The organism is Bradyrhizobium sp. BR 1433 (assembly GCF_051547665.1).
Taxonomy (GTDB): Bacteria; Pseudomonadota; Alphaproteobacteria; order Rhizobiales; family Xanthobacteraceae; genus Bradyrhizobium; species Bradyrhizobium australafricanum.
Genome location: NZ_JBPUGG010000001.1, coordinates 797,167 through 821,054, shown reverse-complemented (window position 1 = coordinate 821,054; position 23,888 = coordinate 797,167). Strand labels below are relative to the sequence as shown.

The 23,888-nt window shown below is 65.6% G+C and carries 18 protein-coding genes and 6 pseudogenes; 12 read left to right on the top strand and 12 right to left on the bottom strand.

Translation table 11 applies throughout. The features are described from left to right. Nucleotides 1–152: 152 nt before the first annotated feature. The 4 genes from moaC to ACSKB9_RS04070 all read right to left on the bottom strand — a co-directional run bounded on the left by moaC (nucleotide 153) and on the right by ACSKB9_RS04070 (nucleotide 4,507). Nucleotides 153–680, bottom strand: a complete 528-nt coding sequence (moaC, locus tag ACSKB9_RS04085; RefSeq protein WP_310879568.1) for a cyclic pyranopterin monophosphate synthase MoaC — start codon at nucleotides 678–680, stop codon at nucleotides 153–155. Nucleotides 681–684: 4 nt separating this feature from the next. After that, on the bottom strand, nucleotides 685–1,506 hold the full coding sequence (trpC, locus tag ACSKB9_RS04080) for an indole-3-glycerol phosphate synthase TrpC (RefSeq protein ID WP_076825441.1): 822 nt from the start codon (nucleotides 1,504–1,506) through the stop codon (nucleotides 685–687). A 15-nt stretch (nucleotides 1,507–1,521) separates the two neighbouring features. Continuing rightward, entirely contained in the window at nucleotides 1,522–2,535 is a 1,014-nt protein-coding gene (gene trpD / locus ACSKB9_RS04075; protein ID WP_411782618.1) for an anthranilate phosphoribosyltransferase, read from the bottom strand. Between the two features lie 70 nt (nucleotides 2,536–2,605). Further along, a complete protein-coding gene (locus tag ACSKB9_RS04070; RefSeq protein WP_438071760.1) occupies nucleotides 2,606–4,507 on the bottom strand; it encodes a SurA N-terminal domain-containing protein in 1,902 nt (633 codons plus the stop codon). Between the two features lie 240 nt (nucleotides 4,508–4,747). Here ACSKB9_RS04070 and tpiA point away from each other — a divergent pair, with 240 nt between their 5' ends. Next, nucleotides 4,748–5,500 (top strand): triose-phosphate isomerase, encoded by a 753-nt coding sequence (tpiA, locus tag ACSKB9_RS04065; protein WP_438071759.1) that lies wholly within the window; start codon nucleotides 4,748–4,750, stop codon nucleotides 5,498–5,500. 140 nt (nucleotides 5,501–5,640) lie between these two features. Here the strand turns inward: tpiA and ACSKB9_RS04060 are convergent. After that, nucleotides 5,641–6,170, bottom strand: a pseudogene (locus tag ACSKB9_RS04060) (GNAT family N-acetyltransferase). Between the two features lie 3 nt (nucleotides 6,171–6,173). After that, complete coding sequence (locus ACSKB9_RS04055) at nucleotides 6,174–6,740, bottom strand: helix-turn-helix domain-containing protein (RefSeq protein ID WP_438080049.1); 567 nt, start codon at nucleotides 6,738–6,740, stop codon at nucleotides 6,174–6,176. Between the two features lie 204 nt (nucleotides 6,741–6,944). Between ACSKB9_RS04055 and secG the strand changes: the two genes are divergently transcribed. Both secG and ACSKB9_RS04045 read left to right on the top strand, forming a co-directional pair. Continuing rightward, a complete protein-coding gene (gene secG, locus ACSKB9_RS04050) occupies nucleotides 6,945–7,334 on the top strand; it encodes a preprotein translocase subunit SecG (RefSeq protein WP_283061332.1) in 390 nt (129 codons plus the stop codon). A gap of 167 nt (nucleotides 7,335–7,501) precedes the next feature. Beyond that, nucleotides 7,502–9,133, top strand: coding sequence for a CTP synthase (locus ACSKB9_RS04045; RefSeq protein WP_438071758.1), 1,632 nt, complete (start codon nucleotides 7,502–7,504; stop codon nucleotides 9,131–9,133). 23 nt (nucleotides 9,134–9,156) lie between these two features. On the opposite strand, the gene ACSKB9_RS04040 is transcribed toward ACSKB9_RS04045, so the two are convergent. From ACSKB9_RS04040 to ACSKB9_RS04030, 3 genes are all read right to left on the bottom strand, one after another. Continuing rightward, the gene (locus tag ACSKB9_RS04040) at nucleotides 9,157–9,819 is read right to left on the bottom strand and encodes a class I SAM-dependent methyltransferase (RefSeq protein WP_092077282.1); all 663 of its coding nucleotides are present in this window, start codon (nucleotides 9,817–9,819) and stop codon (nucleotides 9,157–9,159) included. A gap of 208 nt (nucleotides 9,820–10,027) precedes the next feature. Continuing rightward, complete coding sequence (locus tag ACSKB9_RS04035; RefSeq protein ID WP_438071757.1) at nucleotides 10,028–11,407, bottom strand: sensor histidine kinase; 1,380 nt, start codon at nucleotides 11,405–11,407, stop codon at nucleotides 10,028–10,030. Further along, on the bottom strand, nucleotides 11,404–12,078 hold the full coding sequence (locus tag ACSKB9_RS04030; RefSeq protein WP_438071756.1) for a response regulator transcription factor: 675 nt from the start codon (nucleotides 12,076–12,078) through the stop codon (nucleotides 11,404–11,406). Before ACSKB9_RS04030 ends, ACSKB9_RS04035 begins: the two co-directional genes overlap by 4 nt. Nucleotides 12,079–12,246: 168 nt before the next feature. Between ACSKB9_RS04030 and ACSKB9_RS04025 the strand changes: the two genes are divergently transcribed. After that, a complete protein-coding gene (locus ACSKB9_RS04025; RefSeq protein ID WP_438071755.1) occupies nucleotides 12,247–12,573 on the top strand; it encodes an NIPSNAP family protein in 327 nt (108 codons plus the stop codon). Nucleotides 12,574–12,751: 178 nt separating this feature from the next. Here ACSKB9_RS04025 and ACSKB9_RS04020 read toward each other — a convergent pair whose 3' ends face one another. Beyond that, the gene (locus ACSKB9_RS04020; protein ID WP_438071754.1) at nucleotides 12,752–13,084 is read right to left on the bottom strand and encodes a PAAR domain-containing protein; all 333 of its coding nucleotides are present in this window, start codon (nucleotides 13,082–13,084) and stop codon (nucleotides 12,752–12,754) included. A gap of 165 nt (nucleotides 13,085–13,249) precedes the next feature. On the opposite strand from ACSKB9_RS04020, the gene kdsA reads away from it, so the two are divergent. The 3 genes and pseudogenes from kdsA to glsA all read left to right on the top strand — a co-directional run bounded on the left by kdsA (nucleotide 13,250) and on the right by glsA (nucleotide 17,331). Continuing rightward, nucleotides 13,250–14,107: a 3-deoxy-8-phosphooctulonate synthase gene (kdsA, locus tag ACSKB9_RS04015; protein ID WP_438071753.1), complete on the top strand. Its 858-nt coding sequence runs from the start codon at nucleotides 13,250–13,252 to the stop codon at nucleotides 14,105–14,107. Nucleotides 14,108–14,122: 15 nt separating this feature from the next. Continuing rightward, nucleotides 14,123–15,316, top strand: a pseudogene (locus ACSKB9_RS04010) (MFS transporter). 165 nt (nucleotides 15,317–15,481) lie between these two features. After that, nucleotides 15,482–17,331, top strand: a pseudogene (glsA, locus tag ACSKB9_RS04005) (glutaminase A). Nucleotides 17,332–17,340: 9 nt separating this feature from the next. Here the strand turns inward: glsA and queF are convergent. Together queF and ACSKB9_RS03995 are read right to left on the bottom strand one after the other, a co-directional pair. Further along, nucleotides 17,341–17,802, bottom strand: a complete 462-nt coding sequence (gene queF / locus ACSKB9_RS04000) for a preQ(1) synthase (RefSeq protein WP_155258392.1) — start codon at nucleotides 17,800–17,802, stop codon at nucleotides 17,341–17,343. Nucleotides 17,803–17,871: 69 nt separating this feature from the next. Beyond that, a pseudogene (locus ACSKB9_RS03995) lies at nucleotides 17,872–18,856 on the bottom strand (Vgb family protein). 174 nt (nucleotides 18,857–19,030) lie between these two features. Here ACSKB9_RS03995 and eno point away from each other — a divergent pair. The 5 genes and pseudogenes from eno (at nucleotide 19,031) to pdhA (ending at nucleotide 23,852) form a co-directional block, all read left to right on the top strand. Continuing rightward, nucleotides 19,031–20,314, top strand: a complete 1,284-nt coding sequence (gene eno / locus ACSKB9_RS03990; protein WP_438071752.1) for a phosphopyruvate hydratase — start codon at nucleotides 19,031–19,033, stop codon at nucleotides 20,312–20,314. Between the two features lie 47 nt (nucleotides 20,315–20,361). Then, a pseudogene (locus tag ACSKB9_RS03985) lies at nucleotides 20,362–21,497 on the top strand (zinc-binding dehydrogenase). A 170-nt stretch (nucleotides 21,498–21,667) separates the two neighbouring features. Continuing rightward, the gene (locus ACSKB9_RS03980) at nucleotides 21,668–22,219 is read left to right on the top strand and encodes an NADPH-dependent FMN reductase (protein ID WP_438071751.1); all 552 of its coding nucleotides are present in this window, start codon (nucleotides 21,668–21,670) and stop codon (nucleotides 22,217–22,219) included. Nucleotides 22,220–22,359: 140 nt separating this feature from the next. Next, nucleotides 22,360–22,674: an FtsB family cell division protein gene (locus tag ACSKB9_RS03975; protein WP_028339710.1), complete on the top strand. Its 315-nt coding sequence runs from the start codon at nucleotides 22,360–22,362 to the stop codon at nucleotides 22,672–22,674. 159 nt (nucleotides 22,675–22,833) lie between these two features. After that, nucleotides 22,834–23,852, top strand: a pseudogene (gene pdhA / locus ACSKB9_RS03970) (pyruvate dehydrogenase (acetyl-transferring) E1 component subunit alpha). Nucleotides 23,853–23,888 lie beyond the last annotated feature (36 nt).

The window sequence follows — 23,888 nt, the reverse complement described above, 5'->3', positions numbered from 1 at the left end:
CGCAATCGCTTCCAGGTGTTTCACCCGGAAGTAGGTCTGTGCACCCCCGGCCCGCGAAAGTCGTATCCAATCGAAATGGAGCGCGGGTTAGCGAGATTGGTTAATGAAACCTTGCGGGCATTTGCGACAGGCCGTCGCTTGCGCACCGGCGATCAAGCGCGGGTGCGATAGTGCCCGGACTTGCCGCCGATCTTCTCGACGAGGTGGATGCCCTCGATGCGGATGCCGCGGTCGACCGCCTTGACCATGTCATAGATCGTCAGGCATGCGACCGAGACTGCGGTCAGCGCCTCCATCTCGACGCCGGTCGGCCCCGTCACCTTGACGCTGGCGCGGACGATGCAGCCGGGCAGCTTGCGGTCGGGTGTGATGTCGATCGTGACCTTGGTCAGCGCCAGCGGATGGCAGAGCGGGATCAATTCCGAGGTCCGCTTCGCCGCCATGATGCCGGCGATCCGCGCCGTCGCCAGCACGTCGCCCTTCTTGGCCTGGCCGGTTTCGATCAGCGCCAGCGTCGCCTTGCTCATCACGACGCGGCCTTCGGCGACCGCGGTCCGCTCGGTCGCGGGCTTGGCCGAGACGTCGACCATCCGAGCCTCGCCCTTGGCGTCGATATGGGTGAGGGCGGTGCCGGAGCCGGAAGGCTCGGCCTTGGTCTTGCCCTTGCTGTTCCGCGCCATTGCGTCAGCGCGTTGCGGTGGCGCGCGGGGCGGCCTGCCGCGTCAGCAAGGCGCGGGTGGCCGCAGTGACGTCCTGCTGGCGCATCAGGCTTTCACCGACCAGGAAGGTCGACATCCCGACCCGTTCGAGCCGGGCGAGATCGCCAGGCGTGAAGATGCCGCTCTCGCCGACCATCAGGCGGTCGGGCGGGATCAGCGGTGCCAGCGCCTCGCTGGTCGCGAGCGTGGTCTCAAAGGTGCGCAGATTGCGGTTGTTGACGCCGATCATCGGCGAGCGAAGTTTCAAGGCACGGTCAAGCTCGGCGCGGTCGTGAATCTCGACCAGTACGTCCATGCCGTAGCCGAGCGCGGCGTCCTCGATCTCCCTGGCCGCCGCGTCGTCGAGCGCGGCCATGATGATCAGGATGCAGTCGGCGCCATGGGCGCGCGCCTCCGCCACCTGGTAGGTGTCGAACATGAAATCCTTGCGCAGCACCGGCAGGCTGGTCGCCGCGCGGGCCGCAACCATGAAGTCGAGATGGCCCTGGAACGAGGGCGCGTCGGTCAGCACCGACAGGCACGCCGCGCCGCCGGCCTCGTAGGCCTTTGCGAGCACGGGCGGATCGAAGTCGGCCCGGATCAATCCTTTCGAGGGCGAGGCCTTCTTCACTTCCGCGATTAGCGCGTAGTCGCCGCGCGTATGCTTGTCCTTGAGGGCGCGGACGAAGCCGCGAGGAGCCGAGGCCGATCTGGCCTCCGCCTCGATCTCGGCGAGCGGATGGGCGCGCTTCGCGGCGGCGATCTCCTCGCGCTTGTAGGCCTCGATCTTGGTCAGGATGTCCGACATCGCTTAGCGCCTTGCTTAACCGTTCGAAACCGCGACCAGATGCTTCAGCCGCGCGGCGGCAGCACCGCTGTCGAGCGACTGAGCGCCGATCGCGACGCCTTCCTTGAGGTCCTTGGCGCGGCCGGCCACGATCAGCGCGGCGGCGGCGTTGAGCAAGGCGACGTCGCGATAGGCGCTCGGCTTGCCCTGCAGCACGCTGGAGAGCGCGATCGCATTGGCATCGGCGTCACCGCCCTTTAGCGCCTCGCCGCCGACGCGGCCAAGGCCGGCATCCTCGGGCGTCACCTCTGATGTCCTGATCTCGCCGTTCTCGAGCGTCGCAACGAAGGTCGGGCCGGTGAGGGTGATCTCGTCGAGGCCATCGGAGCCATGCACGACCCAGACCTTGTCCGAGCCGAGGTTCTTCAGCACCTGCGCCAGCGGCTGCACCCATTGCCGTGAGAACACGCCGACCATCTGCCGCTTGACGCCGGCCGGGTTCGACAGCGGGCCGAGCAGGTTGAAGATGGTGCGGGTGGCGAGCTCGACCCGGGTCGGACCGACATTCTTCATCGCCGGATGATGCGCGGGCGCGAACATGAAGCCGATGCCGGCTTCCTTGACGCAGCGCCCGACTTGTTCGGGCGTCAAATCGAGCCTGACGCCGAGCGAGGCCAGCACGTCGGCGGCGCCCGAGCGCGACGACAATGCGCGGTTGCCGTGCTTCGCCACGGGCACGCCGGCGCCGGCCACGATGAAGGCCGCGCAGGTCGAGACGTTGACCGAGCCGGAGCCGTCGCCGCCGGTGCCGACGATGTCGACGGCCTCCGCCGGCGCCGTGACCGGCAGCATCTTGCCGCGCATCGCGGTGACGGCGCCGGTGATCTCCTCGACGGTCTCGCCGCGCACCCGCAGCGCCATCAATAGCCCGCCCATCTGTGAGGGCGTGGCTTCGCCCGACATCATGCTGTCGAAGGCGGACGCCGCCTCTTCACGCGTCAGCGTGGCGCCGGTGGCGACTTTTCCGATGATCGATTTCAGGTCGTCCATTCGCTGGCTCAGGGTCTGTTGTTGGAGCTTGATCGCCGCGCAGCGCGTCGTCGCGCTGTCCCGATCATGCTCAATTATTTGCGCCTGTCACCTGTGCGAAGGCTGCCTGGTTGATGGTCACACCGATATCGGACTCGATCTTCGTGACATATTGCGCGACCTGCTCGTCGCTGAGCGACCGCCGCAGCGCCTCGGTGAGCTGCTTGGCCGCGTCGGACGCGAAGTCGACCGGCGGCACCGTCACGTTGGTGACGCGGAAGACCACCCACTGGCTGCCGCCGGCGACGGAGGTCTGTCCGTCGCCGTCCTTGGCGGTCCGGAATGCCGCCGCAATCACGCCGGCCGGCACGGCAGGCAGCGAGGCCTCGCGGTTGAAATTCGCCGCGGTTTCGACCTTGACGCCGGCGGCGGCGGCTTCGTCGGCGAGCTTGGCGCCGCTGTCGAGCTTCTGGACGATCTCGGTCGCCTTGGCGCGCAGCTTGGTGGAGATCTGGTCTTCGCGCCACTTGGCCTCGACCTGGTCGCGAACCTCGTCGAGGCTGCGCTCGCGCGACGGCGTGATGCCGAGCACGTCGTACCAGACATAGCCGCCGTTGAACTGGATCGGGTCGTTGTCGACGCCAACGTCGCTGTTGAAGGCCTGCGACACCACGTCGAGGCCGCGCGGGATGTTGGTCGCGACCTGGCCGTTCGGCAGCCGCCCGGAGCGATCGACCGCGTCGATGGTGACGGGCGTCAGCTTCAGTTTCTGTGCGGCTTCGACGACGCTGGCGCCGCCGCCGCGCTCGTCTTCCATCTTGTCGCGCAGGTCGGCGACCTTGGTGCGGGCGCGCTCGGAGGCGATCTCGTTCTTCACCTGCTGGGCGAGGCTCTCATAGCTCGGGGTCGCGCCGGGCTCGACCTTGCCGACCTTGACCAGCGCGACGCCGAAGCGGCCCTGCACCGGCTGGCTGACTTCGCCGGCGGCCAGGGAGAAGGCGGCATCGGCGACGGCCGGATCGAGGATCGCCGACTTCGCGACCAGCCCGAGATTGACGTCGGCCAGATTGAGGTTGCGCTCCTTGGCGATGTCGTCGAACGACGTGCCCGACGCAATCCGCCCGCGCGCGGCCTGCGCCTCGCCGGCGTCCGGAAACACGATCTGCGAGACCTCGCGCTTCTCCGGCGTGCTGAGCCGGTCCTTGCGCTCCTCGAAGATCTTCCTGGCGTCCTCGTCCGACACCGTTTCCCACTTGCCGATTTCCTCGGGCGTGATGGCGACGAAGGAGATCTTGCGGTATTCGGGCGCGCGGAACTGGGCCTTGTGGTCCTCGAAATAGGCGGCGAGCGCCTCGGGCGAGGGCGGATCGATGGTTCCGGCCTGCGCGGCGCCGAGCGTGATGTAGTCGATCGAACGCTGCTCGTTCTGGAACCGGGTCAGCGCCTCGACCAGCGATTTCGACGGCTCGATCCCGGACGAGATGGTGCCGGCGATCTGGCGCCTGAGGCCAACGCGGCGCTGCTCGGCGATGTAGCGACCTTCGGTATAGCCATAGTTGCGGATCACGGCCTGGAAACGCTGCGGGTCGAACTGGTTGTTGAGGCCCTTGAAGTTCGGATCGTTGTAGATCGCGCGCAGCACCTCGGCGTCGGACACGTTGAGGCCCATGCGGCGTGCTTCCTCGTCCATCGCGGCTTCCGCAAGCGTCTGCTGCAGCACCTGGCGGTCAATGCCGAAGGCGCGCGCCTGGTCCGGCGTCAGCGGGCGGCCGAACTGACGGCCAAGCTGCTGCAGGCGGTCGGTATAGATCTGGCGGAACTGCTCGGCCGAAATCTCGGTCCCGCCCACCTTGGCGAAGGTCGACTGGCCAAACCCCTTGAAAATGTCGGCAATGCCCCAAATTCCGAAACTGACGATCAAAACGCCCATCACCACGGCCATAATCGTCTTGCCGAGCCAGTTTGATGAGGCTTTCCGCATTCCTCGAAGCATGGGTCCAACTTGTTTTACAGGAGGGGAACCGGGTCGTGCCCAATGGGGAGCCGAAAGTCGAGGCTTTTGTCCCGCAGCAGGGCGTCACCGGGTTGAAAACCCATCATAAAGTGGCCGAAGCGCCCCGCAACCTTGGCCGCGCGGGCGGAAGCGTCGCACGGTTTGCGCGAAGCCGCGCTCTGGAAGTCGCCGCCCGGCTCTGATAGCGCAGGGACACGCTTGAACGATGGGAAATCCGACATGACCGACGCCATCCGGCCGCTGATCGCCGGCAACTGGAAAATGAACGGCCTGAAATCCTCTTTTGTCGAGTTCGACGCGATGCTGGCGGGCGCCGGCGATGTCGCCGGGAAGGCTGATCTCCTGGTCTGTCCGCCCGCGACATTGGTCGGGGCGTTCGCCGACAAGGCGCGCGGCTCGAAGGTCGCGGTCGGCGCTCAGGATTGCCATCCCAAGGCATCGGGCGCCCACACCGGCGATCTCTCGGCGGAGATGTTCAGGGATCTCGGGGCGGTCGCGATCATCGTCGGCCATTCCGAGCGGCGCGCCGACCACGGCGAGACCGACGCCTTGATTCGGCAGAAGGCGGAGGCCGTGTGGCGCGCCGGACTGACGGCGATCGTCTGCATCGGCGAGACGCGCGAGCAGCGCGACGCCGGCAAGACGCTCGATGTCTGCGGCACCCAGCTTGCGGGCTCGCTGCCCGACGGCTCGACCGCCGCCAACCTGGTCGTGGCCTATGAGCCGGTCTGGGCGATCGGCACCGGCCTGACCCCGACGGCCAAGGATGTCGAGGAAGTTCACAGGTTTATCCGAGGTCAGCTCACCGATCGCTTCAAGGGCGAGGGAAACAGGATCAGGATCCTCTATGGTGGCTCGGTGAAGCCGTCGAACGCGGCCGAACTGATGGGCGTCGCCAATGTCAACGGCGCACTGGTCGGCGGCGCCAGCCTGAAGGCGTCGGATTTTCTGGCGATCGCCGCGGGGTGTTAGCCCATATCTATCCGTACGTCATTGCGAGCGAAGCGAAGCAATCCATTTCACTGCATATGCGGATCGATGGATTGCTTCGTCGCTTCAGCGCAAAATTGCTTTGCAATTTTGTCGCGAGCTCCTCGCAATGACGGGGCGGGCTAGGCCGCCGCCGCGCCGATCCGCTTCCAGTAGATCATCGTGCCGGTGAGGCCGCCATGCGGCTTCAGCGCGTAGTCCGGGATGAGGCCGGTGAGCTGAAATCCCAGTCTTTCATAGAGTGGCGCAGCGCCGTCCTCTTCGGCGGTGTCGAGCACCAGCAGTGTGCGGCCGTGCGCGATCGCAAGCTGCTCGGCCGCGCGCATCAATTCCGTCGCGACGCCGCGATGGCGGTGGGCGACGCGCGTCATCATCTTTGCAATTTCCGCCCGATGCGGCTGGTTCGGCGGCAGTTTGAGCAGCAGCGTCACCGTGCCGATCAGATCACTGCCGGTGAACGCGCCGAGCACGATGCGCTCGCCGCGCGCGGCGGCGCCGAGCGAGCCCTGCCAGAATGCATCGGCGTCATCCGGCGACAGCGGATGCATGAAGCTCACCGAGCCGCCGCTGGCGACGGTCTCGATCAACAATTCGCTGAGCGCGCTGCGAATCCCGGCGCGTCCTCGAGCGGCTTGATGGCGAAGTGCGACATGCATCAGCTCCGGGCCAGGGTGACCACATAGGTGCAGGAAGCGTTGGTCTCGTTGGCGAAGGTCGTTTCCGCAGGAGGGCCGAAGCCGAGGCGATCACCGGCGCCGAGCACATGGCGTGCGCCGCCTTCGGTGATGACGAGGCTGCCGCTGAGCACCCAGACCAGTTGGCGGATATACGCGTAGGAGGAGGCGGGCAGGGTCACGGTCTGCTTCGGCGGCAGCTCGACCCGCACCAGCTCGACCGGATGGTCGGGGCGGCTGAACACCTGGCGGCGCAGATAGCCGGTTTCCGGATCGCGCCAGACCGGTTGCGCGGCCGCGCGCGACAGCCGTTCGCCCTGGCCTTCGGCGCGCAACATGAGGCCGGCCAGGGTGAGATCGAACGCCGAGGCGAGGCGCACCAGCACGACCGCGGTGGGGCTGACCTCGGCGCGCTCGATCTTGCTGATCGTGGCCTTCGAGACGCCTGCGCGCTCGGCGAGATCGGCCAGCGACCAGCCCCGGCCATCGCGTTCGAGCTTGATCCGCTGTGCCAGGCGTTGGCTCAGATCGTCGACTAAAGTATCCATTTGTCTACTATAGTAGAAATCACCGGTTCCCGGCAAGGCCTGGCCGGGCCGCGATCGGCGCTGCTTGTGATCATCGACAGTGCGACTATCTCGGGGGTGACAATGCCCGGTGCAATCGTGTAACAGGGCGCGACTTCACGAAAACCCGTAAAGCCGATAGCGCCGTTTGTCTGGCCGCTTGGCGGCTTGTGACGAAGGCTTGCGATGCAGACTGTCGTTATCATTGTCCACCTCATGATTGTCGCCGTCATGATCGGCGCCGTGCTGTTGCAGAAATCCGAAGGCGGTGGCCTTGGCATGGGTGGCGGCGCCGGCTTCATGTCGAGCCGCGGCACCGCCAATTTGCTGACGCGGACCACGGCGATCCTCGCGGTGGGCTTCTTCGTGACCAGCCTGTTCCTGTCCTGGTACGCAGGCTACGACCGCAAGCCGAGCTCGATCGTTGGCACCGGCGCACCGGCGCAGACGCAGCCGGCCGGCGGCACGCCGATGAACGCGCCGACCTCGGGCGGCATCCTCGATTCGCTGAAGAAGGCCGACGAGCAGCAGGGGCAGCAGGCCCCGAGCGGCCCGCAGGCGCCACGGTCGCAATAAAGCAGGGTGGCCATGCAGGATGCCCCGCTGGCATCCTGCATCAGAAACCCCCATCAATGCTCTGAAATCGCTTCCAGTTTGATGCAACCCACAGCCCGGCGAATTGTTTGCCGGGAACAGCCGATTCGTTTTGCGAATCGCCGGAGTTGGATTAAAGGTAAAGTCCCATGGCGCGGTACATATTCATCACCGGCGGCGTGGTCTCCTCGCTCGGCAAGGGTCTGGCTTCAGCGGCGCTCGGCGCTCTGCTGCAGGCCAGGGGCTACAAAGTCCGCCTTCGCAAGCTCGATCCCTATCTCAACCTCGACCCCGGAACGATGTCGCCGTATCAGCACGGCGAAGTGTTCGTGACCGACGACGGCGCCGAGACCGATCTCGATCTCGGCCATTACGAGCGCTTCACCGGTCGTCCGGCCACCAAGGCCGATAACATCACGACCGGTCGGATCTACCAGGACATCATCACCAAGGAGCGCCGCGGCGACTATCTCGGCGCCACCATCCAGGTGGTCCCGCACGTCACCAACGCGATCAAGGAATTCGTGCTGTCGGGTAACGACGAGTACGATTTCGTGCTGGTCGAGATCGGCGGCACCGTCGGCGACATCGAGGGGCTGCCGTTCTTCGAGGCGATCCGCCAGCTCAAGAACGAGCTGCCGCGCGATCACGCCGTCTACATTCACCTGACGCTTCTGCCGTACATTCCAAGTGCCGGCGAACTCAAGACAAAGCCGACGCAGCACTCGGTGAAGGAGCTGCGCTCGATCGGCATCCAGCCGGACATCCTGCTGTGCCGCACCGACCGCGAAATTCCCAAGGAGGAGCGGCGCAAGCTCGGTCTGTTCTGCAACGTGCGCGAGAGCGCCGTGATCGAGGCGCGCGACGTCGACAACATCTACGCCGTGCCGGAGGCCTATCACGCCGCCGGCCTCGACGACGAGGTGCTGGCCGCGTTCGGCATCACCGCGAAGATTCCGCCGGCGCTGCAGAGCTGGCATGTCATCAACGAGCGCGTCCGCAATCCGGAAGGTGCGGTGACGATCGCCATCGTCGGCAAGTACACCGGCATGAAGGACGCCTACAAATCGCTGATCGAGGCGCTGTCGCACGGCGGCATCGCCAACAAGGTGAAGGTCAATCTCGACTGGATCGAGAGCGAGGTGTTCGAGAACGAGGACCCGGCGCCGTTCCTCGAGCACGTCAACGGCATCCTGGTGCCCGGCGGCTTCGGCCAGCGCGGCGCCGAGGGCAAGATCCGCGCGGCGCAGTTCGCGCGCGAGCGTGACGTGCCGTATTTCGGCATCTGCTTCGGCATGCAGATGGCGGTGATCGAGGCGGCGCGCAATCTGGTCGGCATCGAGGACGCCAACTCGACCGAGTTCGGCCCGACCAAGGAGCCGCTGGTCGGCCTGATGACGGAATGGCTGCGCGGCAACGAGCTCGAGAAGCGCTCGCAGAGCGGCGATCTCGGCGGCACGATGCGGCTCGGGGCCTATCCCGCGGCGCTCAACCGCGGCAGCCGCGTCTCGCAGGTCTATGGCGGCGCGACCGAGATCTCCGAGCGGCACCGCCATCGCTACGAGGTCGACACCGCCTACAAGGACCGCCTCGAGCAGCACGGCCTGCGCTTCTCCGGCATGTCGCCCGACGGCGTGCTGCCGGAGATCGTGGAGTATGAGGACCATCCGTGGTTCATCGGCGTCCAGTTCCATCCCGAGCTGAAGTCGCGGCCGTTTGAACCTCATCCGCTGTTTGCGTCGTTCATCGAGGCCGCGGCGAAGCAGAGCCGGCTGGTCTAACTAAGCGGCCGTCAGCTGCGCCGTTACACGGCGCAGTCCTCGCTGGCCCGGCGTTCTTTCTTGATCGGTGAAACGTTTGCACCAGCCGCCGGCGTGCCGTCGCGCGTCATCAGCTTGTATTGCGGGCGTCGCGTCAGCCGGTAGACCGCGGCCGGCGGCACGTTGAGGATGGCGCGATCGACCAGTGTCGCGCGCAGGCCGAGCCGGTCGAGGATCGGCCGCGGCACCGGGCAGCGCATGCCGTAGGTGAATTGATAGAACGCGCCGCCGGGACGCAGATAGCTGAACGCGCCGCCGACGATCGAGATGACCTTGCGCGGCGACATGTTGAGCAGCGGCAGTCCGCTGACGACGGCGCCGACCGGCGCGCCATCGTAGAGCCGCTCCGAGGCGAGGCGCGCCGCGTCCATCCACAGCACCCGCGCACCGGGAAAGCGCAGCTGCAACAGCCGCATGAAATCCGAGCCGTATTCGATCAGCGTCAGATCCTGCTGGCGCACGCCGCGCTTCAACAGCTGATAGGTGAACGCGCCCGTGCCCGGTCCGAGCTCGAGCACCGGGCCGGTGTCGGCGCTGATGTCGCGCGTGATCAGTTCGGCGAGCGCGGCGCCCGACGGCGCGATGGCGCCGACGCGGCCGGGGGCCGCCATCCACGCCGTGAAGAAAGACAGCAGATCATGTGACATTGGGATTCCCAGCAAAGTGTCGCGGCGCTTCGACTCAGATGCGAAGCGTGACGCCTTGTTTGCGGGAGCTGCATTGCGACAACATTGCGCGAGAGCCCCGTTCCGATTGAATTGGAATGGACTCTAGTTTCGACGCGTTTCCTTCACGCGAACCGGTGCCCATCCCGCATCGAGTGCGGGACAGGCTTCGCTCGAAAACGCTTTGGCATCACGACGCGAACGGCGCCGGCGGTAATGTGAGGCGGAAGCACGCGCCGCCCTTCGGGCCGTCGAGCACGGAGACGTGACCGCCGTGCAGCCTTGCGATCTCGCGCACCATGTTGAGGCCGAGGCCGGCGCCGCGATCGAGCGGCGCGAGCCGATAGAACGGATCGAAGATCCGGGTGCGCTGGTCCTGGGGAATGCCGTCGCCTTCATCCGATACGTCGATCGTCGCGGCGCTGCCGACATGGATGGTGATGGTGCCGCGGCGGCCGCCATGCTGGATGGCGTTCTGCACCAGATCGGTGAGCGCGCGCTCCAGCGCGGCGCGATCGCCCAAGGTCTCGACGCGATCGGTTGCGGTATCGAGCGACAGCTCGTAGCCGGCCGCGATCGCGAGCGGCGCGAGGTCGGCCGCGACATTGCGGGCGACCGCGACGAGATCGACGCGGACGAACGGATTGCGGCACTGGTCGAAGCGCTGGATGTCGAGCAGTTGCTCGGCCAATGTCGCAAGCCGCGCCGAATCCTCGAGCAGGCGGGTTTTCTCCGGGCCTGGCGGCAGCGACTCCAGCCGCGTGTTGAGGATCGCGATCGGCGTGCGCAATTCATGCGCCGCGTCGGCGACGAATTGCTGGTGCCGGGAATAGCCGTCGTCGAGCCGTTTCAGCGCATCGTTGATGGCGGTCACCAGCGGCGCTACCTCGAGCGGCAGATGGTCCGCCGACAGTCGGCTGCCGCGCTGGCGGAAATCGATCCGGCGCGCTTCGTCGGCGGTGGTATCGAGACCGGCGAAGGCGCGCTTCACCACCATCGGCGTCGCGATGAAGGTGGCGCATGCCATCAGGAAAAGGCCGGGCAGGGCAATGGCGAGGAATGCCAGCGTCGTGGCGAGCGCGGTCTTGACGCTCGACATTGGCCCTTGCGTCGCTGTGAGCACCTGCACGGAGCCGGCGTCGGAATTGACGCGCTTCAGCCGCGCCGGCGGCTTGCGCGGATCATCCTCGAACATCTGCCAGCCGAGGCGTGCCTGGCTGATCTGGTCGAGCGCGCCGCCGATCCTGGCAAATTCCGGCGGCACCGCGCCTTCCGTCAGCGATCGGCCTTGCCGGTCGCGCACCAGGAACCAGAGGTCGGGCGTGTCGTCACGAAGCTTTTGCAGTTCGGCCGTCGGGCGCAAAATCAGCTCGCCCTTGCTGTCGCGCGCGACCGCGCTCTGCACGATGGAAATCACATGATCCTCATCGCGCGGAACGATCAGGAAGCCGGTGGCACACAACGCGCTGATCAGGCAAACGATCAGCATGGCAAGCAGCAGCGCTTGGAGCGTCACCAGCCGCCAGCTCAGCTGCGAGCGTAGGCAATAGTGCTCGGCCTGTTCGCTCATGACGTTTGCTTCAAGAGATAGCCGACGCCGCGGATGCTGTGGATCTCGACGCCGGCGTTGGCGTCCGCGAGTTTGCGGCGCAACCGCGAGACGTGCGCGTCGAGCGCGTTGGACTGGATCTCGTCCTCGAAATTGTAGACCGCTTCCTCCAGCGTCGCGCGCAGCACGGTGCGGCCCATGCGGCGCAACAGCGTCTCCAGCACCAGCAGCTCGCGCCGCGGCAGCTCAAGTGGGCAGCCGTCGATACTGGCCTCGCGATGGCTGCGATCGAACGCCACGCGGCCGGCCCTGATGATCTCGAGCTGCAGTCCGGCGGGGCGGCGCAGCACGGCGCGCAGCCGCGCCATCAGCTCCTCGACCGCGAACGGCTTGGCCAGATAGTCGTCGGCGCCGCTGTCGAGGCCGGTGATGCGGTCGGTGAGATCGCCGCGCGCGGTCAGCACGATGATCGGGACACCGTCGGCCTTGGCGCGCAGCTTCGGGATCAGCGTGAGGCCGTCGCCGTCCGGAAGCTGGCGGTCGAGCAGGACCGCGCCATGCACGTCGGCGCAGATCGCTTCCTCGGCCTCCGCAAGGTTCGGCACGTGGTCGACCACCATGTCGTAGCCCTTCAGCGCCTGTGACAGCGCCGCCGCCATTTCGGCCTCATCCTCAACCAGCAGTATCCGCATGTCCTTTGGGTCCGGCTCCTGAAGGCAGGTTTTAGGGCAAGTAACATTGCAACAACATTGCGGAAATGGCCGCCCGTCGCGAGCAGGGGTGCCATGTTGTCACCCCCTCAAGACAGTCCGGAAGGCGCTGGCTATAACCGCCCGCACACCAATCTGGGAGGACTGCCAATGATCTACGAGACCCGCGTCTATCGCTGCCTGCCGGGACGGCTGCCGGCGCTGCTCAAGCGCTTCGAGACCATCACGCTGAAGCTCTGGGACAAGCACGGCATCAGGCAGGCCGGCTTCTTCACGACGCTGGTCGGGGAATCCAACCAGGACCTGACCTATCTGCTGGCTTGGGAATCGCTCGCCGAGCGCGAGAAGAAGTGGACCGCGTTCCAGACCGATCCGGAGTGGATCGCCGCGCGCGCCAAGACCGAGGAGGACGGCCAGATCGTTCTCAACATCGTCAACCAGCTTCTGGTGCCGACGGCGTTTTCGTCGGTCAAGTGACGCCCGCTGCGGCCATGTTCCCGTCATTGCGAGCGAAGCGAAGCAATCCATTGGCACCACATATGCGGAGCGATGGATTGCTTCGTCGCTTCAGCGCAAAATTGCTTCGCAATTTTGTCGCGACGGGGAGGGAGGGATCTTTACTCGGTCCCTTGAGAGGGAAAATGTTTCAGCGACGCTATTGCGAGCAGCCCGAGGTCTGATCGCCCTGGGTCACCATCGGCTTGCCGTTGATGAAGACGCCGTGGCTGCCGGAGGTCGTCTTGCCGCCGCAATGCGTGCGGTCGCCCATGACCACCGCCGGCTTGCCGTTGATCAGGACGTTGGGCACGCCCTCGACGAGCGGGCCGCCATTGCTGGTGGTATCGCCGCTGCGCGCCGCCGACTTGCCATTGACGGTGACGCCGGTGGCTCCGCTGGTGACGACCCCCGGCTGGCTGCTGGTCTGGCCGTAGGCGAGGCCCGACATCGCCGACAGGGCGGCGGCTCCGATCATCAGCGGGATGCGCATGTCTTCCTCATGGGAATCTGTTCCGCGCCAGTTTATAGGCGCTGTTTGGGCGGGATTGTGTTAGCACGGCGCACCCACGGCGTCAGCGCAACCCCCTCATCGTGCGAGATGGCTTGATCCGTCCCGCCCGGGACTGCATGGTCGCCGGCAAAAGGATGCAGCATTTTGACCAATCAGGTTTCCGCGCAAGCCGCCGCGCCGATCGTTGCCGTCGGATCGGCCAAATTCGGCAATGCCTTGCCGATTTCGATTATCGCCGGCCCCTGCCAGCTCGAGAGCCGTGCGCATGCGCTTGAAGTGGCGTCCGCGCTGAAGGAGATCGCGGCCCGGCTCAAGATCGGTCTGGTGTACAAGACCTCGTTCGACAAGGCGAACCGCACCAGCGCGACGGCGGCGCGCGGCATCGGATTGGCGCAGGCGCTGCCGATCTTCGCAGAGATCCGGTCTTCGCTCGGGCTGCCCGTGCTGACCGACGTGCATGAGGCGACCCAGTGCGCCGACGTGGCGCAGGCGGTTCACGTGCTGCAGATCCCGGCCTTCCTGTGCCGGCAGACCGATCTCTTGCTGGCCGCGGCCGCGACCGGCAAGGTCGTCAATGTCAAGAAGGGCCAGTTCCTGGCGCCGTGGGACATGGCCAATGTGGTCAGCAAGATCACCGGCGCCGGCAACGCCAATGTGCTGGTCACCGAGCGCGGCGCGTCGTTCGGCTACAACACGCTGGTCTCCGACATGCGCGCGCTGCCGATCCTTTCGCGCACCACCGGCGCGCCTGTCATCTTCGACGCCACCCATTCGGTGCAGCAGCCCGGCGGCAAGGGTACGTCGTCGGGCGGCGAGCGTGAATTCGTGCCGGTGCTGGCGCGGGCTGCGGTTGCGGTCGGCGTCGCCGGCGTGTTCATCGAGACCCATCCCGATCCGGATCACGCGCCGTCGGATGGTCCCAACATGGTGCCGCTCCGTGAATTCGAGTTCCTCGTCAAGCGGCTGATGCAGTTCGACGCGCTGGCGAAGACGGCAGCCTGACCGGCGGACAACGACATGACCGCAACCAGCGGCATGCCGCCGGCCCTCAACGTGATCACGCTGGCGACCTTCGCGGCGAGCCTGTCGGTGCGTGCGCTTGATCCGGTGCTGCCGCATGTCGCTGATGATTTCGGCGTCAGCATCGCGACCGCGGCGAGCTTTGCTGCGGTGTTCGCCTTCACCTTTGCCGCGGTGCAGCCGGCGATCGGCGCCGCCGCCGATCTGTTCGGCAAGGCGCGGCTGATGGTCGACCTGCCTCGGACTGCTCGGCGTCGCCAACATCCTCGGCGCGCTCTCGACCTCGTTCCCGATGCTGTTCGTGACCCGCATCCTCGCCGGCATTGGCTCGGGCGGCGTGTTTCCGGTGGCACTGTCGCTGACCAGCGATCTGGTCGGTCCGGACAAGCGGCAGCTCGCGATCGGGCGAACGCTCGCGGGCTCGATGACCGGCAATCTGCTTGGCGCCACGGCCTCCGGCCTGATCGGCGACTTCTCGGCTGGCGCGGCGTGCTCGCGGTGCTCGGCGCCCTCGTGATCATCGTCGCGCTGGCGGTGGCGGCCGGCTTCCGCGGCGCCGCGCTGAACCGTCCGCCGCGCACCAGCCTGAAGGCGCTGCGCCACGGCTATCGCACCATCTTCACCAATCCGAACGCCCGCATCTGCTACTCGGCGGTTTTCATCGAAGGCTGCTGCGTGCTCGGGCTGTTTCCCTTCATCGCCTCGTTCCTGTTCGAGCTTGGCGAGACCTCGCTGTCGATCGCCGGCATCGTGATCGCGGGCTTTGCGATCGGCGGATTGCTCTACACGCTCACGGTGTCGCGCCTGCTGCCGTGGATCGGGGTGAGGGGGATGATGATCGTGGGCGCGACGCTGGTCGCGATCCAACTGGTCGGCGTCGCCTTCGGACCGCACTGGAAGCTGCAAATGGCGAGCCTCATGGTAATGGGCCTCGGCTTCTACATGATCCACGGCTGCCTGCAGGTGTTCGCCAGCGAGCTGTCGGTCGAGGCGCGCGCCACCGCGCTGTCGCTGCACTCGTTCTTCTTCTTCATGGGCCAGACCGTCGGCCCGATCGCCTACGGCTTCGGCTTGCAACATGTCGGCAAGACCGCGACATCGGTGTCAGCCGCCGCCGTGATGGTCGTGCTCGGCTTTATCTGCGCGCGGTTTCTGCGGCAGACCAGGCCCGCCGATGCGCAGACAACCTAGGCGTCCACGGGCCCACCGGCGGTGGCAGACACAACATGCAGGGAAGCGGGGTGCAGCGTCAGGATGACGCATTCGCAGCAGCGTTCGGAAGACCGCGCATGGCATGAGGATTGCTTATTTCTCGCCATTTGAGGTGAGAGCGTGGACGTCCAGACTGGCTGGCCTATTCGAGGGAATGCGGACGTCAGGACAACGGGATATGGCACCGAGCCTCCACTTCAGCGTTTTCTGGCCTCCTGCCACCAAGAATTCAAATCGGACGATTCCGGCGCGCTCGCCGACTACATTCCGGAGCTGAAACGGGCCAACCCGGCGCATTTCGGCATCAGCCTCGTCACCATCGATGGCCATGTCTACGAAGTCGGCGACAGCGCCGCTCCTTTCACCATCCAGTCCGTTTCGAAGGCGTTCGTGTTTGCGCTGGCCCTCGATCTCGTCGGCGAAGCGCGCGTCGCGTCGGCGATCGGCGTCGAGCCGAGCGGTGAGGCATTCAACTCGATCCGGCTGACCAACGACAACAAGCCGTTCAATCCGATGGTCAACGCCGGCGCGATTGCCTGCTCCGGGCTGATCCACGAGGTCGATGGCCGCGCCGCATTCGAGCGCATCCGGGACAAGCTCGGCCAGTTTGCCGGCCGCGAACTCGACGTCGACGACGCGGTCCATGCGTCGGAGACGGCGACCGGCAACCGCAATCGCGCGATCGCCTGGCTGCTGCGCAACTACCTCGTGCTACAGGACGGCGTCGATGCCGTGCTCGATATCTATTTCCGGCAATGCGCAATTCTCGTCACCGCGCGCGACCTCGCGGTGATGGCCGCAACGCTCGCCAATCGCGGCGTCAATCCGGTCACCGGCGTCCAGGTGGTGACGCCGCATGTCGTCGCGCGCACGCTGTCGGTGATGACGAGCTCGGGCATGTACGACTATGCCGGCGAGTGGATCTATCGCGTCGGAATGCCCGCCAAGAGTGGGGTCGGCGGCGGCATCGTCGCAGCGCTCCCGTCGCAATTGGGGCTCGGCACCTATTCGCCGCTGCTCGATGGGCACTTCAACAGCGTGCGAGGCCTGAAGGTTTGCGAGGCGCTGTCGGCGCGATTTGATCTGCATATGCTCAACCGCAGCGGCGACGTCCGCACCTGCATCATCGCCGACTACGACATCTTCGGCATCACCTCCCGCCGCAGCCGCCAGCCGCACGAACAGCAGATCCTTGATGACCGCCACAGTGACACCCGCGTCATCGAGCTGGTGGGGGCGCTCAACTTCGCGTCGATCGACTACGTCACTCGCCGGCTGTCCAGCGAGCCGCCCGGCGCGCCGCTGCTGATCCTAGATTTCCACCGCGTGCCCGACATCACGGCAGCCGGCGCCCAGCTGCTGGCTGAGAAATCGCCACGCTCGGAAATTCCGGTGTCACCACGATCATCTCCGGTGTCGAGACGACGTCGCCGGTCTGGGCCACGATCCGCGCGCAGATCGAAGAGCCGAAGCGGTTGCGGCATTTTCCGCTGCTCGACGACGCCGTTGAATGGGCCGAGGATCAACTGATCTACCGCTATGGCGGCTTCACCGAGACCAAGGAGACCGCCCATCTCGGCGAGCAGGCGCTCTTGGCCGATCTCGCGCCCGAGGAGATCGCTGCGCTCGCCGAACTCTCGACGCCGCGCCGCTACGACGCCGGCCAACGCATCGTCGTGGCCGGCGAGCCGGCCAATTCGTTGTTCTTCCTGCAAAGCGGGATGGTGAGCGTGAAGCTGCCGAGCGGCGTGCGGCTTGCCTCCCTCGGGCCGGGGATGGAGTTCGGCGAGATGGCGATCATCGAGAGCCACCGCAGCGCCGACGTCTGGGCGGACACGCCGGTCAAATGCCTCGAGCTACCGATCGACAGCTTTGCCGACTATCGTCAGCTCCACCCGCAGATTTCGATGAAGATCATGCGCAATCTTTCCGCACTGCTGGCGCGCCGCCTCATCCTCGCCAATGCCAAGGTCGATCTGCTGAGCGCCTATTGAGACGCCGGATCAGCCCCGGCCTCGATAGGGCGCGACGCCCTGATCGGGAACCCAGACGCCTTTCGGCAGTCGGCCGGTCTGAAAGAACACGTCGATCGGGATACCGCCACGCGGATACCAATAGCCGCCGATGCGCAGCCATTTCGGCTTGATTTCCCCGACGATGCGCTTCCCGATCATGACGGTGCAATCCTCGTGGAAGGCGCCGTGATTGCGGAAGCTCGCCGCATAGAGTTTCAGCGACTTAGATTCCAGGAGCCACCGGCCCGGCACATAGTCGAGCACCAGATGGGCGAAGTCCGGCTGGCCGGTGATCGGGCAGACCGAGGTGAATTCCGGGATAGCGAAGCGCACCAGATAATCCGTGCCGGCCTGCGGATTGGGGACGCGGTCGAGCACCGCCTTGTCCGGGCTATCCGGCCACGCGACGGCACGGCCGAGTTGCAGGGTTTTCTTCGCCATGGGCCTCATCCTTGTGGGAGAGGCCGAAATGAACGGAAGCGGGCGGTTCGTCAACCGTCCGCGTGCGGGGGCAGGGTGCTACGCGGGCGCCGCCGTCTGGATCAGGACCAAGCGGTCTTGGCCGGATTCGACAGCCCCAGACCTCGCCGGGCCGGCCATCGAGTTGCCGGACATTCGCGCCGGCGCGGTCGCTCGGAAATGCGTTGAAGGTCGCGCCCACCGGATCGAAGCGCATGATCGCGTTGGCCGAGAAATCGGTGAGCCAGACCTTGTCCTTGTCGTCGACATAGACGGCATAGGTCCGTGGATTGCTGCCGGGCAGCTTCCAGGCCCTCCACGTCCCGTCGGCGGGATCGTGCACGGACACGTTGCCGCTGTTCCATTCGCTGACCCAGATCCGCCCCCGCGAATCCGACCACACCCGTCGCGCGCCCTGTTTCGGCGTCGGCGGCTGGACCACGCTGGCGTTGCCGGTCGCAAGGTCAATCCGCGCGATATAGCTGCCGGCAAGCGAGGCGTACCAGATGTCGCCGTTTGGGGTCACGGTGATGCCGTAGGGGCCGACGCCGCGCGGTGCCTCGAACACCTTCATCTCACCGGATTTCGGATCGAGCCGGCCGTAGAAGCCGGACTGGCCGGTGAACCAGTAGACGCCGCGCTTGTCGAACACGCCGGTATTGAGATTGGCGTCAGCGGCTTTCTCAGGCAGGCGGAACAGCGTCACCTTGTGGTCGCCGGGGTCGACGCGGGCGATCGCATTCTGCCCGCCCTCGGTTACCCATGGCGCGCCGTCGGGGCCGATCGTGACGCCGTGCGGGGCCGCACCCTTGCCGAGGCTGACCAGCTTGAACGCACCGTCGCGCGGATTGAGCCGGCCCAGCGCACCGCTGCGCTGGCCCGTGAACCAGACGGTGCCATCGGGCGCCGGCGTGACATCGTGCAGGCCGGTCCCGGCGTCGACGTTGAAATATTTCACCCGGAACGGCGTCTGGGCATCCTGCGCCTGCGCTCTCGTGGTCAAAATCGCGGCAGTGGTGGAGGCGAGAAACTGGCGACGGTTCATTGCGTTATCCCGGCTTCGTGAAACAATGGGCCAGCACGCGAAGGTAATCCCCGACAGCATAAACCCACCACATTGCAGCGTCAGACGGGCCGGGCCGGCGGGCCGTTCACATTTGCTTGCGCGCCGTGTATGACGCGGCGCATCAGCCAACCCCATATCGAGAAAGAGCTCGTCATGACTGACATCGTCGACATCATCGGCCGCGAAATCCTTGATAGCCGCGGCAACCCCACCGTCGAGGTCGATGTGGTGCTGGAGGATGGGTCAATCGGTCGCGCGGCGGTGCCGTCGGGAGCGTCCACCGGCGCGCATGAGGCGGTGGAACTGCGTGATGGCGCCAAGTCGCGCTATCTCGGCAAGGGCGTCGAGAAGGCGGTCGCCGCCATCAACGGCGAGATCTTCGAGGCGCTCAGCGACCAGGCCGTCGAGGAGCAGGTCGCGATCGACCAGATCATGATCGAGCTCGACGGTACGCCGAACAAGAGCCGGCTCGGGGCCAACGCCATCCTCGGCGTCTCGCTGGCCTGCGCCAAGGCCGCCGCCGAATCCTTCGACATGCCGCTGTATCGTTATGTCGGCGGCACCTCGGCGCGGACGCTGCCGGTGCCGATGATGAACATCATCAATGGCGGCGTGCATGCCGACAATCCGATCGACTTCCAGGAATTCATGATCCTGCCGGTCGGCGCCACGTCGTTCGCCGAGGCGCTACGTTGCGGTTCGGAAATCTTCCACACGCTGCGCGGCGAACTGAAGAAGGCCGGCCACAACACCAATGTCGGCGACGAGGGCGGCTTCGCGCCGAACCTGCCGTCGGCCGACGCCGCGCTCGAGTTCGTCATGAACGCGATCGGCAAGGCCGGCTACAAGGCGGGCGGCGACGTCGTGCTCGGCCTCGACTGCGCCTCGACCGAATTCTTCAAGGAAGGCTCCTACGTCTATGGCGGCGAGAACAAGACCCGCTCGCGCTCCGAGCAGGTGAAGTATCTCGCCGATCTCGTCGGCCGTTATCCGATCGTCACCATCGAGGACGGCATGTCGGAGGACGACATGGACGGCTGGAAGGAACTGACGGATGCGATCGGCAAGAAGTGTCAGCTGGTCGGTGACGATCTGTTCGTCACCAACGTCACCCGGCTTGCCGACGGCATCAAAAACGGCCGCGCCAATTCGATCCTGGTCAAGGTCAACCAGATCGGCACGCTGACCGAGACGCTTGCGGCGATCGAGATGGCCTACAAGGCCGGCTACACCGCCGTGATGTCGCACCGCTCCGGCGAGACCGAGGATTCCACGATCGCCGACCTTGCGGTCGCCACCAATTGCGGGCAGATCAAGACCGGCTCGCTGGCGCGCTCCGACCGTACCGCCAAATACAACCAGCTGCTGCGCATCGAGCAGCAGCTCGGCACCCAGGCGAAATACGCGGGCAGGGCGGCCTTGAAGGCGCTGGCGTAGCGCCCCAGCTTGAACGGGATCCAACAAAACGCAAAAGGGAGGTCGGGATGAGCGACGGCAAGAGCGGTCTGCAACTGCGTTCGCTGCTCAAGAAGAATGGCGAGCTCGAGATATCGCTGGTCAATGTCCCGACCCCCGAGCCCGGCCCCGACGAGGTCGTGGTCCGGGTCGAGGCGACCCCGATCAATCCGTCCGACCTCGGTCTTTTGATCGGCCCGGCCGACATGTCGGCCGCCAAGGTCTCCGGCAGCAAGGAATTGCCCGTGGTGACCGCGCGCGTGCCGGAAGCGGCATTGCCGGGTCTTGCCGCGCGGCTCGACGAGTCCATGCCGGTCGGCAATGAAGGTGCCGGCGTCGTGATCAGGACCGGTTCATCGGATGCGGCGAAAGCGCTGATGGGCCGCACCGTCGCGATGATCGGTGGCGCGATGTATGCGCAATATCGGACGCTGCGCGTCAACGAATGCCTGCCGCTGCCCGACGGCACCACGCCGGCGGAAGGTGCGTCCTGCTTCGTCAATCCGCTGACCGCGCTCGGCATGACCGAGACGATGCGGCGCGAGGGGCACAAGGCGCTGGTGCACACGGCGGCGGCGTCCAACCTCGGCCAGATGCTCAACAAGATATGCCTCAAGGACGGCATCGGCCTCGTCAACATCGTGCGCAACAAGGAGCAGGCCGACATCCTGCACAAGATCGGCGCCAAACATGTCGTCGATTCCTCCGCGCCCGATTTCATGGACAAGCTCACCGGCGCGCTGGTGGAAACCGGCGCCACTATCGCTTTCGATGCGATCGGCGGCGGCAAGCTCGCGGGCCAGATCCTGGTCGCGATGGAGACCGCGATCAACAAGACCGCCAAGGCCTACAGCCGCTACGGCTCGAATGTGCACAAGCAGGTCTATGTCTATGGCAGCCTCGACACCCGCTCGATCGAATTGCCGCGCGGCTTCGGCATGGCCTGGGCGTCGGCGGCTGGCTGCTGTTCCCGTTCCTGATGAAGATCGGTCCGGAGGCCGGCAACAAGCTGCGCCAGCGCGTGGTTGCCGAGTTGAAGACGACATTCGCCAGTCACTACACCAAGGTGGTGTCGTTGCAGGAGACCCTGCAGCTCGACAACATCGCCGTCTACAACAAGCGCGCGACCGGCGAGAAATTCCTGATCAACCCGAACAAGGGCTGAGGATCGAAACGCAAGGGCCGTCCCGACAGGGGCGGCCTTTTTGCTTTGCATAGACCAATTCGGCGAAACGCTGCGTTTCCGGAATTGGACGATCCATGCACTTGCATCTTTCTTGGTGCGCCGGTAGGTGAGGGCGACCAGATTCACGCGCAACCCGAGGGGAATTTGCTATGGCCTATAACATCGTCACCATCGTCGGCAGCATCCGCAAACAGAGCTTCTCGCTCAAGATCGCCAATGCGCTGGCCAAGCTTGCACCGACGTCGCTGAAGCTCGATGTGACGACGCTTCAGGAAATTTCCTTCTTCAACCAGGACCTCGAGGCCGCGCCGCCGGCGGACTGGCTTGCCTTTCGCGAGAAGCTGCAGAAGTCGAACGGCGTGCTGTTCGTGACCCCCGAATACAACCGCTCGATCCCGGGCGTGCTGAAGAACGCCATCGACGTCGCCTCGCGGCCCTACGGCAAGAGCTCGTTCATCGGCAAGCCGATCGGCATCGTCGGCAATTCGCCCGGACCGCTCGGCGGCGTCAGCGCGGTGAAGCACCTGCAGAACATCCTGCCCGGCATTTCCGGCCCGATCCTCGGTCAGCCGGAAGCCTATCTCAACGGCGTCGGCGATGCCTTCGACGACAACGGCGAACTGACCAAGGAGTCGCTCAAGGGCGTGATGCAGCAGTATCTCGACGCCTTCGCGGCCTTTATCGAAAAGCAGAACCGCTGAGCAACAGGCCCGTTCCGATTGAATCGGAACGGACCTCTGAACTTGTTTTGACGCGTTTTCTTCCCGCGAGCCGGTACCCAGTTCGCTCGAAAACGCTCTGGTTCAGCGTTCGTTAACCCCATGGCCGCATGCTCGCGGCCATGGTTTCCCGCACACGCCTCAAATCGATTCTGACCGGGCTCGCCCTCTATACGCTGGCGGCGCTGATGGTCGGCTATTTCGGCGTCAACGCCTACACCGGCAAATACGGCTTGAACGCGCGGCAGGAGCTCGATCAGGAGATCATCGCGCTGACCTCCGAGCTGGCGCGGCTGAAGAAGGAGCGGGCCGAGGGCGAGCAGCGGGTGTCGCTGCTGCGGTCGGACCGGGTCGATCCCGACATGCTGGACGAGCGCGCGCGCTTCCAGCTCGACTACGCCAATCCGCGCGATCTCGTTCGGATCAACAAGAACTGACGCGTTCTCAAATTTCAAAATCACTCGCGCGCTATCACAAAAATGTCGCGCCGCGCTGCAGTGCGGCATAGCAAAATTCCATCGGGCGAACGCAATCCTTCCAAGGCGATTTGAGTTGGGTTAGAGAGGGTTCTCCGACTTCTCTCACCCGGAATTGCCATGGCCGCACCCAAGAAAAGCGTCGCAAAAGAATCAGGGCAGGAGAAGGCCGGCTCTCCCCCGAATTCACCAAGGAGCAGGAGCTCAAGGCACTGCGGGACATGCTCCTGATCCGGCGCTTCGAGGAGAAGGCCGGTCAACTCTACGGCATGGGTGCGATCGGCGGGTTCTGCCATCTCTATATCGGCCAGGAAGCGGTCGTGGTCGGCATGCAGATGGCGCTGAAGCCGGGCGACGAGGTCATAACCGGCTACCGGGACCACGGCCACATGCTGGCCTGCGACATGGAAGCCAAGGGCGTGATGGCCGAATTGACCGGACGCCGCGGCGGCTATTCCCGCGGCAAGGGCGGCTCCATGCACATGTTCAGCAAGGAGAAGCACTTTTATGGCGGTCACGGAATCGTGGGCGCGCAGGTCTCGCTCGGCACCGGCCTTGCGTTCGCCAACCGCTATCGCGGCAACGATAACGTCAGCGTGACCTATTTCGGCGACGGCGCGGCCAACCAGGGCCAGGTCTACGAGAGCTTCAACATGGCGGAGCTGTGGAAGCTGCCGGTGATCTACGTGATCGAAAACAACCGCTATGCGATGGGCACCTCGGTGTCGCGCGCATCGGCCCAGCAGGATTTCTCCAAGCGCGGCGCCTCCTTCAACATTCCGGGCAAGCAGGTCGACGGCATGGACGTGCGCGCCGTCAAGGCCGCCGCCGATGAGGCCGTGGCCTGGTGCCGCGGCGGCAACGGTCCGATGATTCTCGAGATGCAGACCTACCGCTACCGCGGCCACTCGATGTCCGATCCGGCCAAGTACCGCACGCGCGAGGAGGTCGAGAAGGTGCGTCACGACCAGGACCCGATCGAGCAGGTGCGCAACCGCTTGCTGGCCTCGGGCGCCAGCGAGCAGGACCTCAAGGCGATCGACGCCCAGGTGCGCGAGATCGTCAACGAGGCCGCAGACTTCGCGCAGCACGATCCGGAGCCGGATCCGGCCGAGCTCTACACCGACATCTACCGCTGACCCCACCCGCGCAGACGAATTTCAAGACCGATTTCG

What these genes read in the sequence shown, in the direction of transcription:
- moaC (WP_310879568.1), bottom strand. Translation starts at nt 680, where the DNA reads ATGGCGCGGAACAGCAAGGGCAAGACCAAGGCCGAGCCTTCCGGCTCC.
- trpC (WP_076825441.1), bottom strand. Translation starts at nt 1,506, where the DNA reads ATGTCGGACATCCTGACCAAGATCGAGGCCTACAAGCGCGAGGAGATC.
- trpD (WP_411782618.1), bottom strand. Translation starts at nt 2,535, where the DNA reads ATGGACGACCTGAAATCGATCATCGGAAAAGTCGCCACCGGCGCCACG.
- ACSKB9_RS04070 (WP_438071760.1), bottom strand. Translation starts at nt 4,507, where the DNA reads ATGCTTCGAGGAATGCGGAAAGCCTCATCAAACTGGCTCGGCAAGACG.
- tpiA (WP_438071759.1), top strand. Translation starts at nt 4,748, where the DNA reads ATGACCGACGCCATCCGGCCGCTGATCGCCGGCAACTGGAAAATGAAC.
- ACSKB9_RS04055 (WP_438080049.1), bottom strand. Translation starts at nt 6,740, where the DNA reads ATGGATACTTTAGTCGACGATCTGAGCCAACGCCTGGCACAGCGGATC.
- secG (WP_283061332.1), top strand. Translation starts at nt 6,945, where the DNA reads ATGCAGACTGTCGTTATCATTGTCCACCTCATGATTGTCGCCGTCATG.
- ACSKB9_RS04045 (WP_438071758.1), top strand. Translation starts at nt 7,502, where the DNA reads ATGGCGCGGTACATATTCATCACCGGCGGCGTGGTCTCCTCGCTCGGC.
- ACSKB9_RS04040 (WP_092077282.1), bottom strand. Translation starts at nt 9,819, where the DNA reads ATGTCACATGATCTGCTGTCTTTCTTCACGGCGTGGATGGCGGCCCCC.
- ACSKB9_RS04035 (WP_438071757.1), bottom strand. Translation starts at nt 11,407, where the DNA reads ATGAGCGAACAGGCCGAGCACTATTGCCTACGCTCGCAGCTGAGCTGG.
- ACSKB9_RS04030 (WP_438071756.1), bottom strand. Translation starts at nt 12,078, where the DNA reads ATGCGGATACTGCTGGTTGAGGATGAGGCCGAAATGGCGGCGGCGCTG.
- ACSKB9_RS04025 (WP_438071755.1), top strand. Translation starts at nt 12,247, where the DNA reads ATGATCTACGAGACCCGCGTCTATCGCTGCCTGCCGGGACGGCTGCCG.
- ACSKB9_RS04020 (WP_438071754.1), bottom strand. Translation starts at nt 13,084, where the DNA reads ATGCGCATCCCGCTGATGATCGGAGCCGCCGCCCTGTCGGCGATGTCG.
- queF (WP_155258392.1), bottom strand. Translation starts at nt 17,802, where the DNA reads ATGAGGCCCATGGCGAAGAAAACCCTGCAACTCGGCCGTGCCGTCGCG.
- eno (WP_438071752.1), top strand. Translation starts at nt 19,031, where the DNA reads ATGACTGACATCGTCGACATCATCGGCCGCGAAATCCTTGATAGCCGC.
- ACSKB9_RS03980 (WP_438071751.1), top strand. Translation starts at nt 21,668, where the DNA reads ATGGCCTATAACATCGTCACCATCGTCGGCAGCATCCGCAAACAGAGC.
- ACSKB9_RS03975 (WP_028339710.1), top strand. Translation starts at nt 22,360, where the DNA reads ATGGTTTCCCGCACACGCCTCAAATCGATTCTGACCGGGCTCGCCCTC.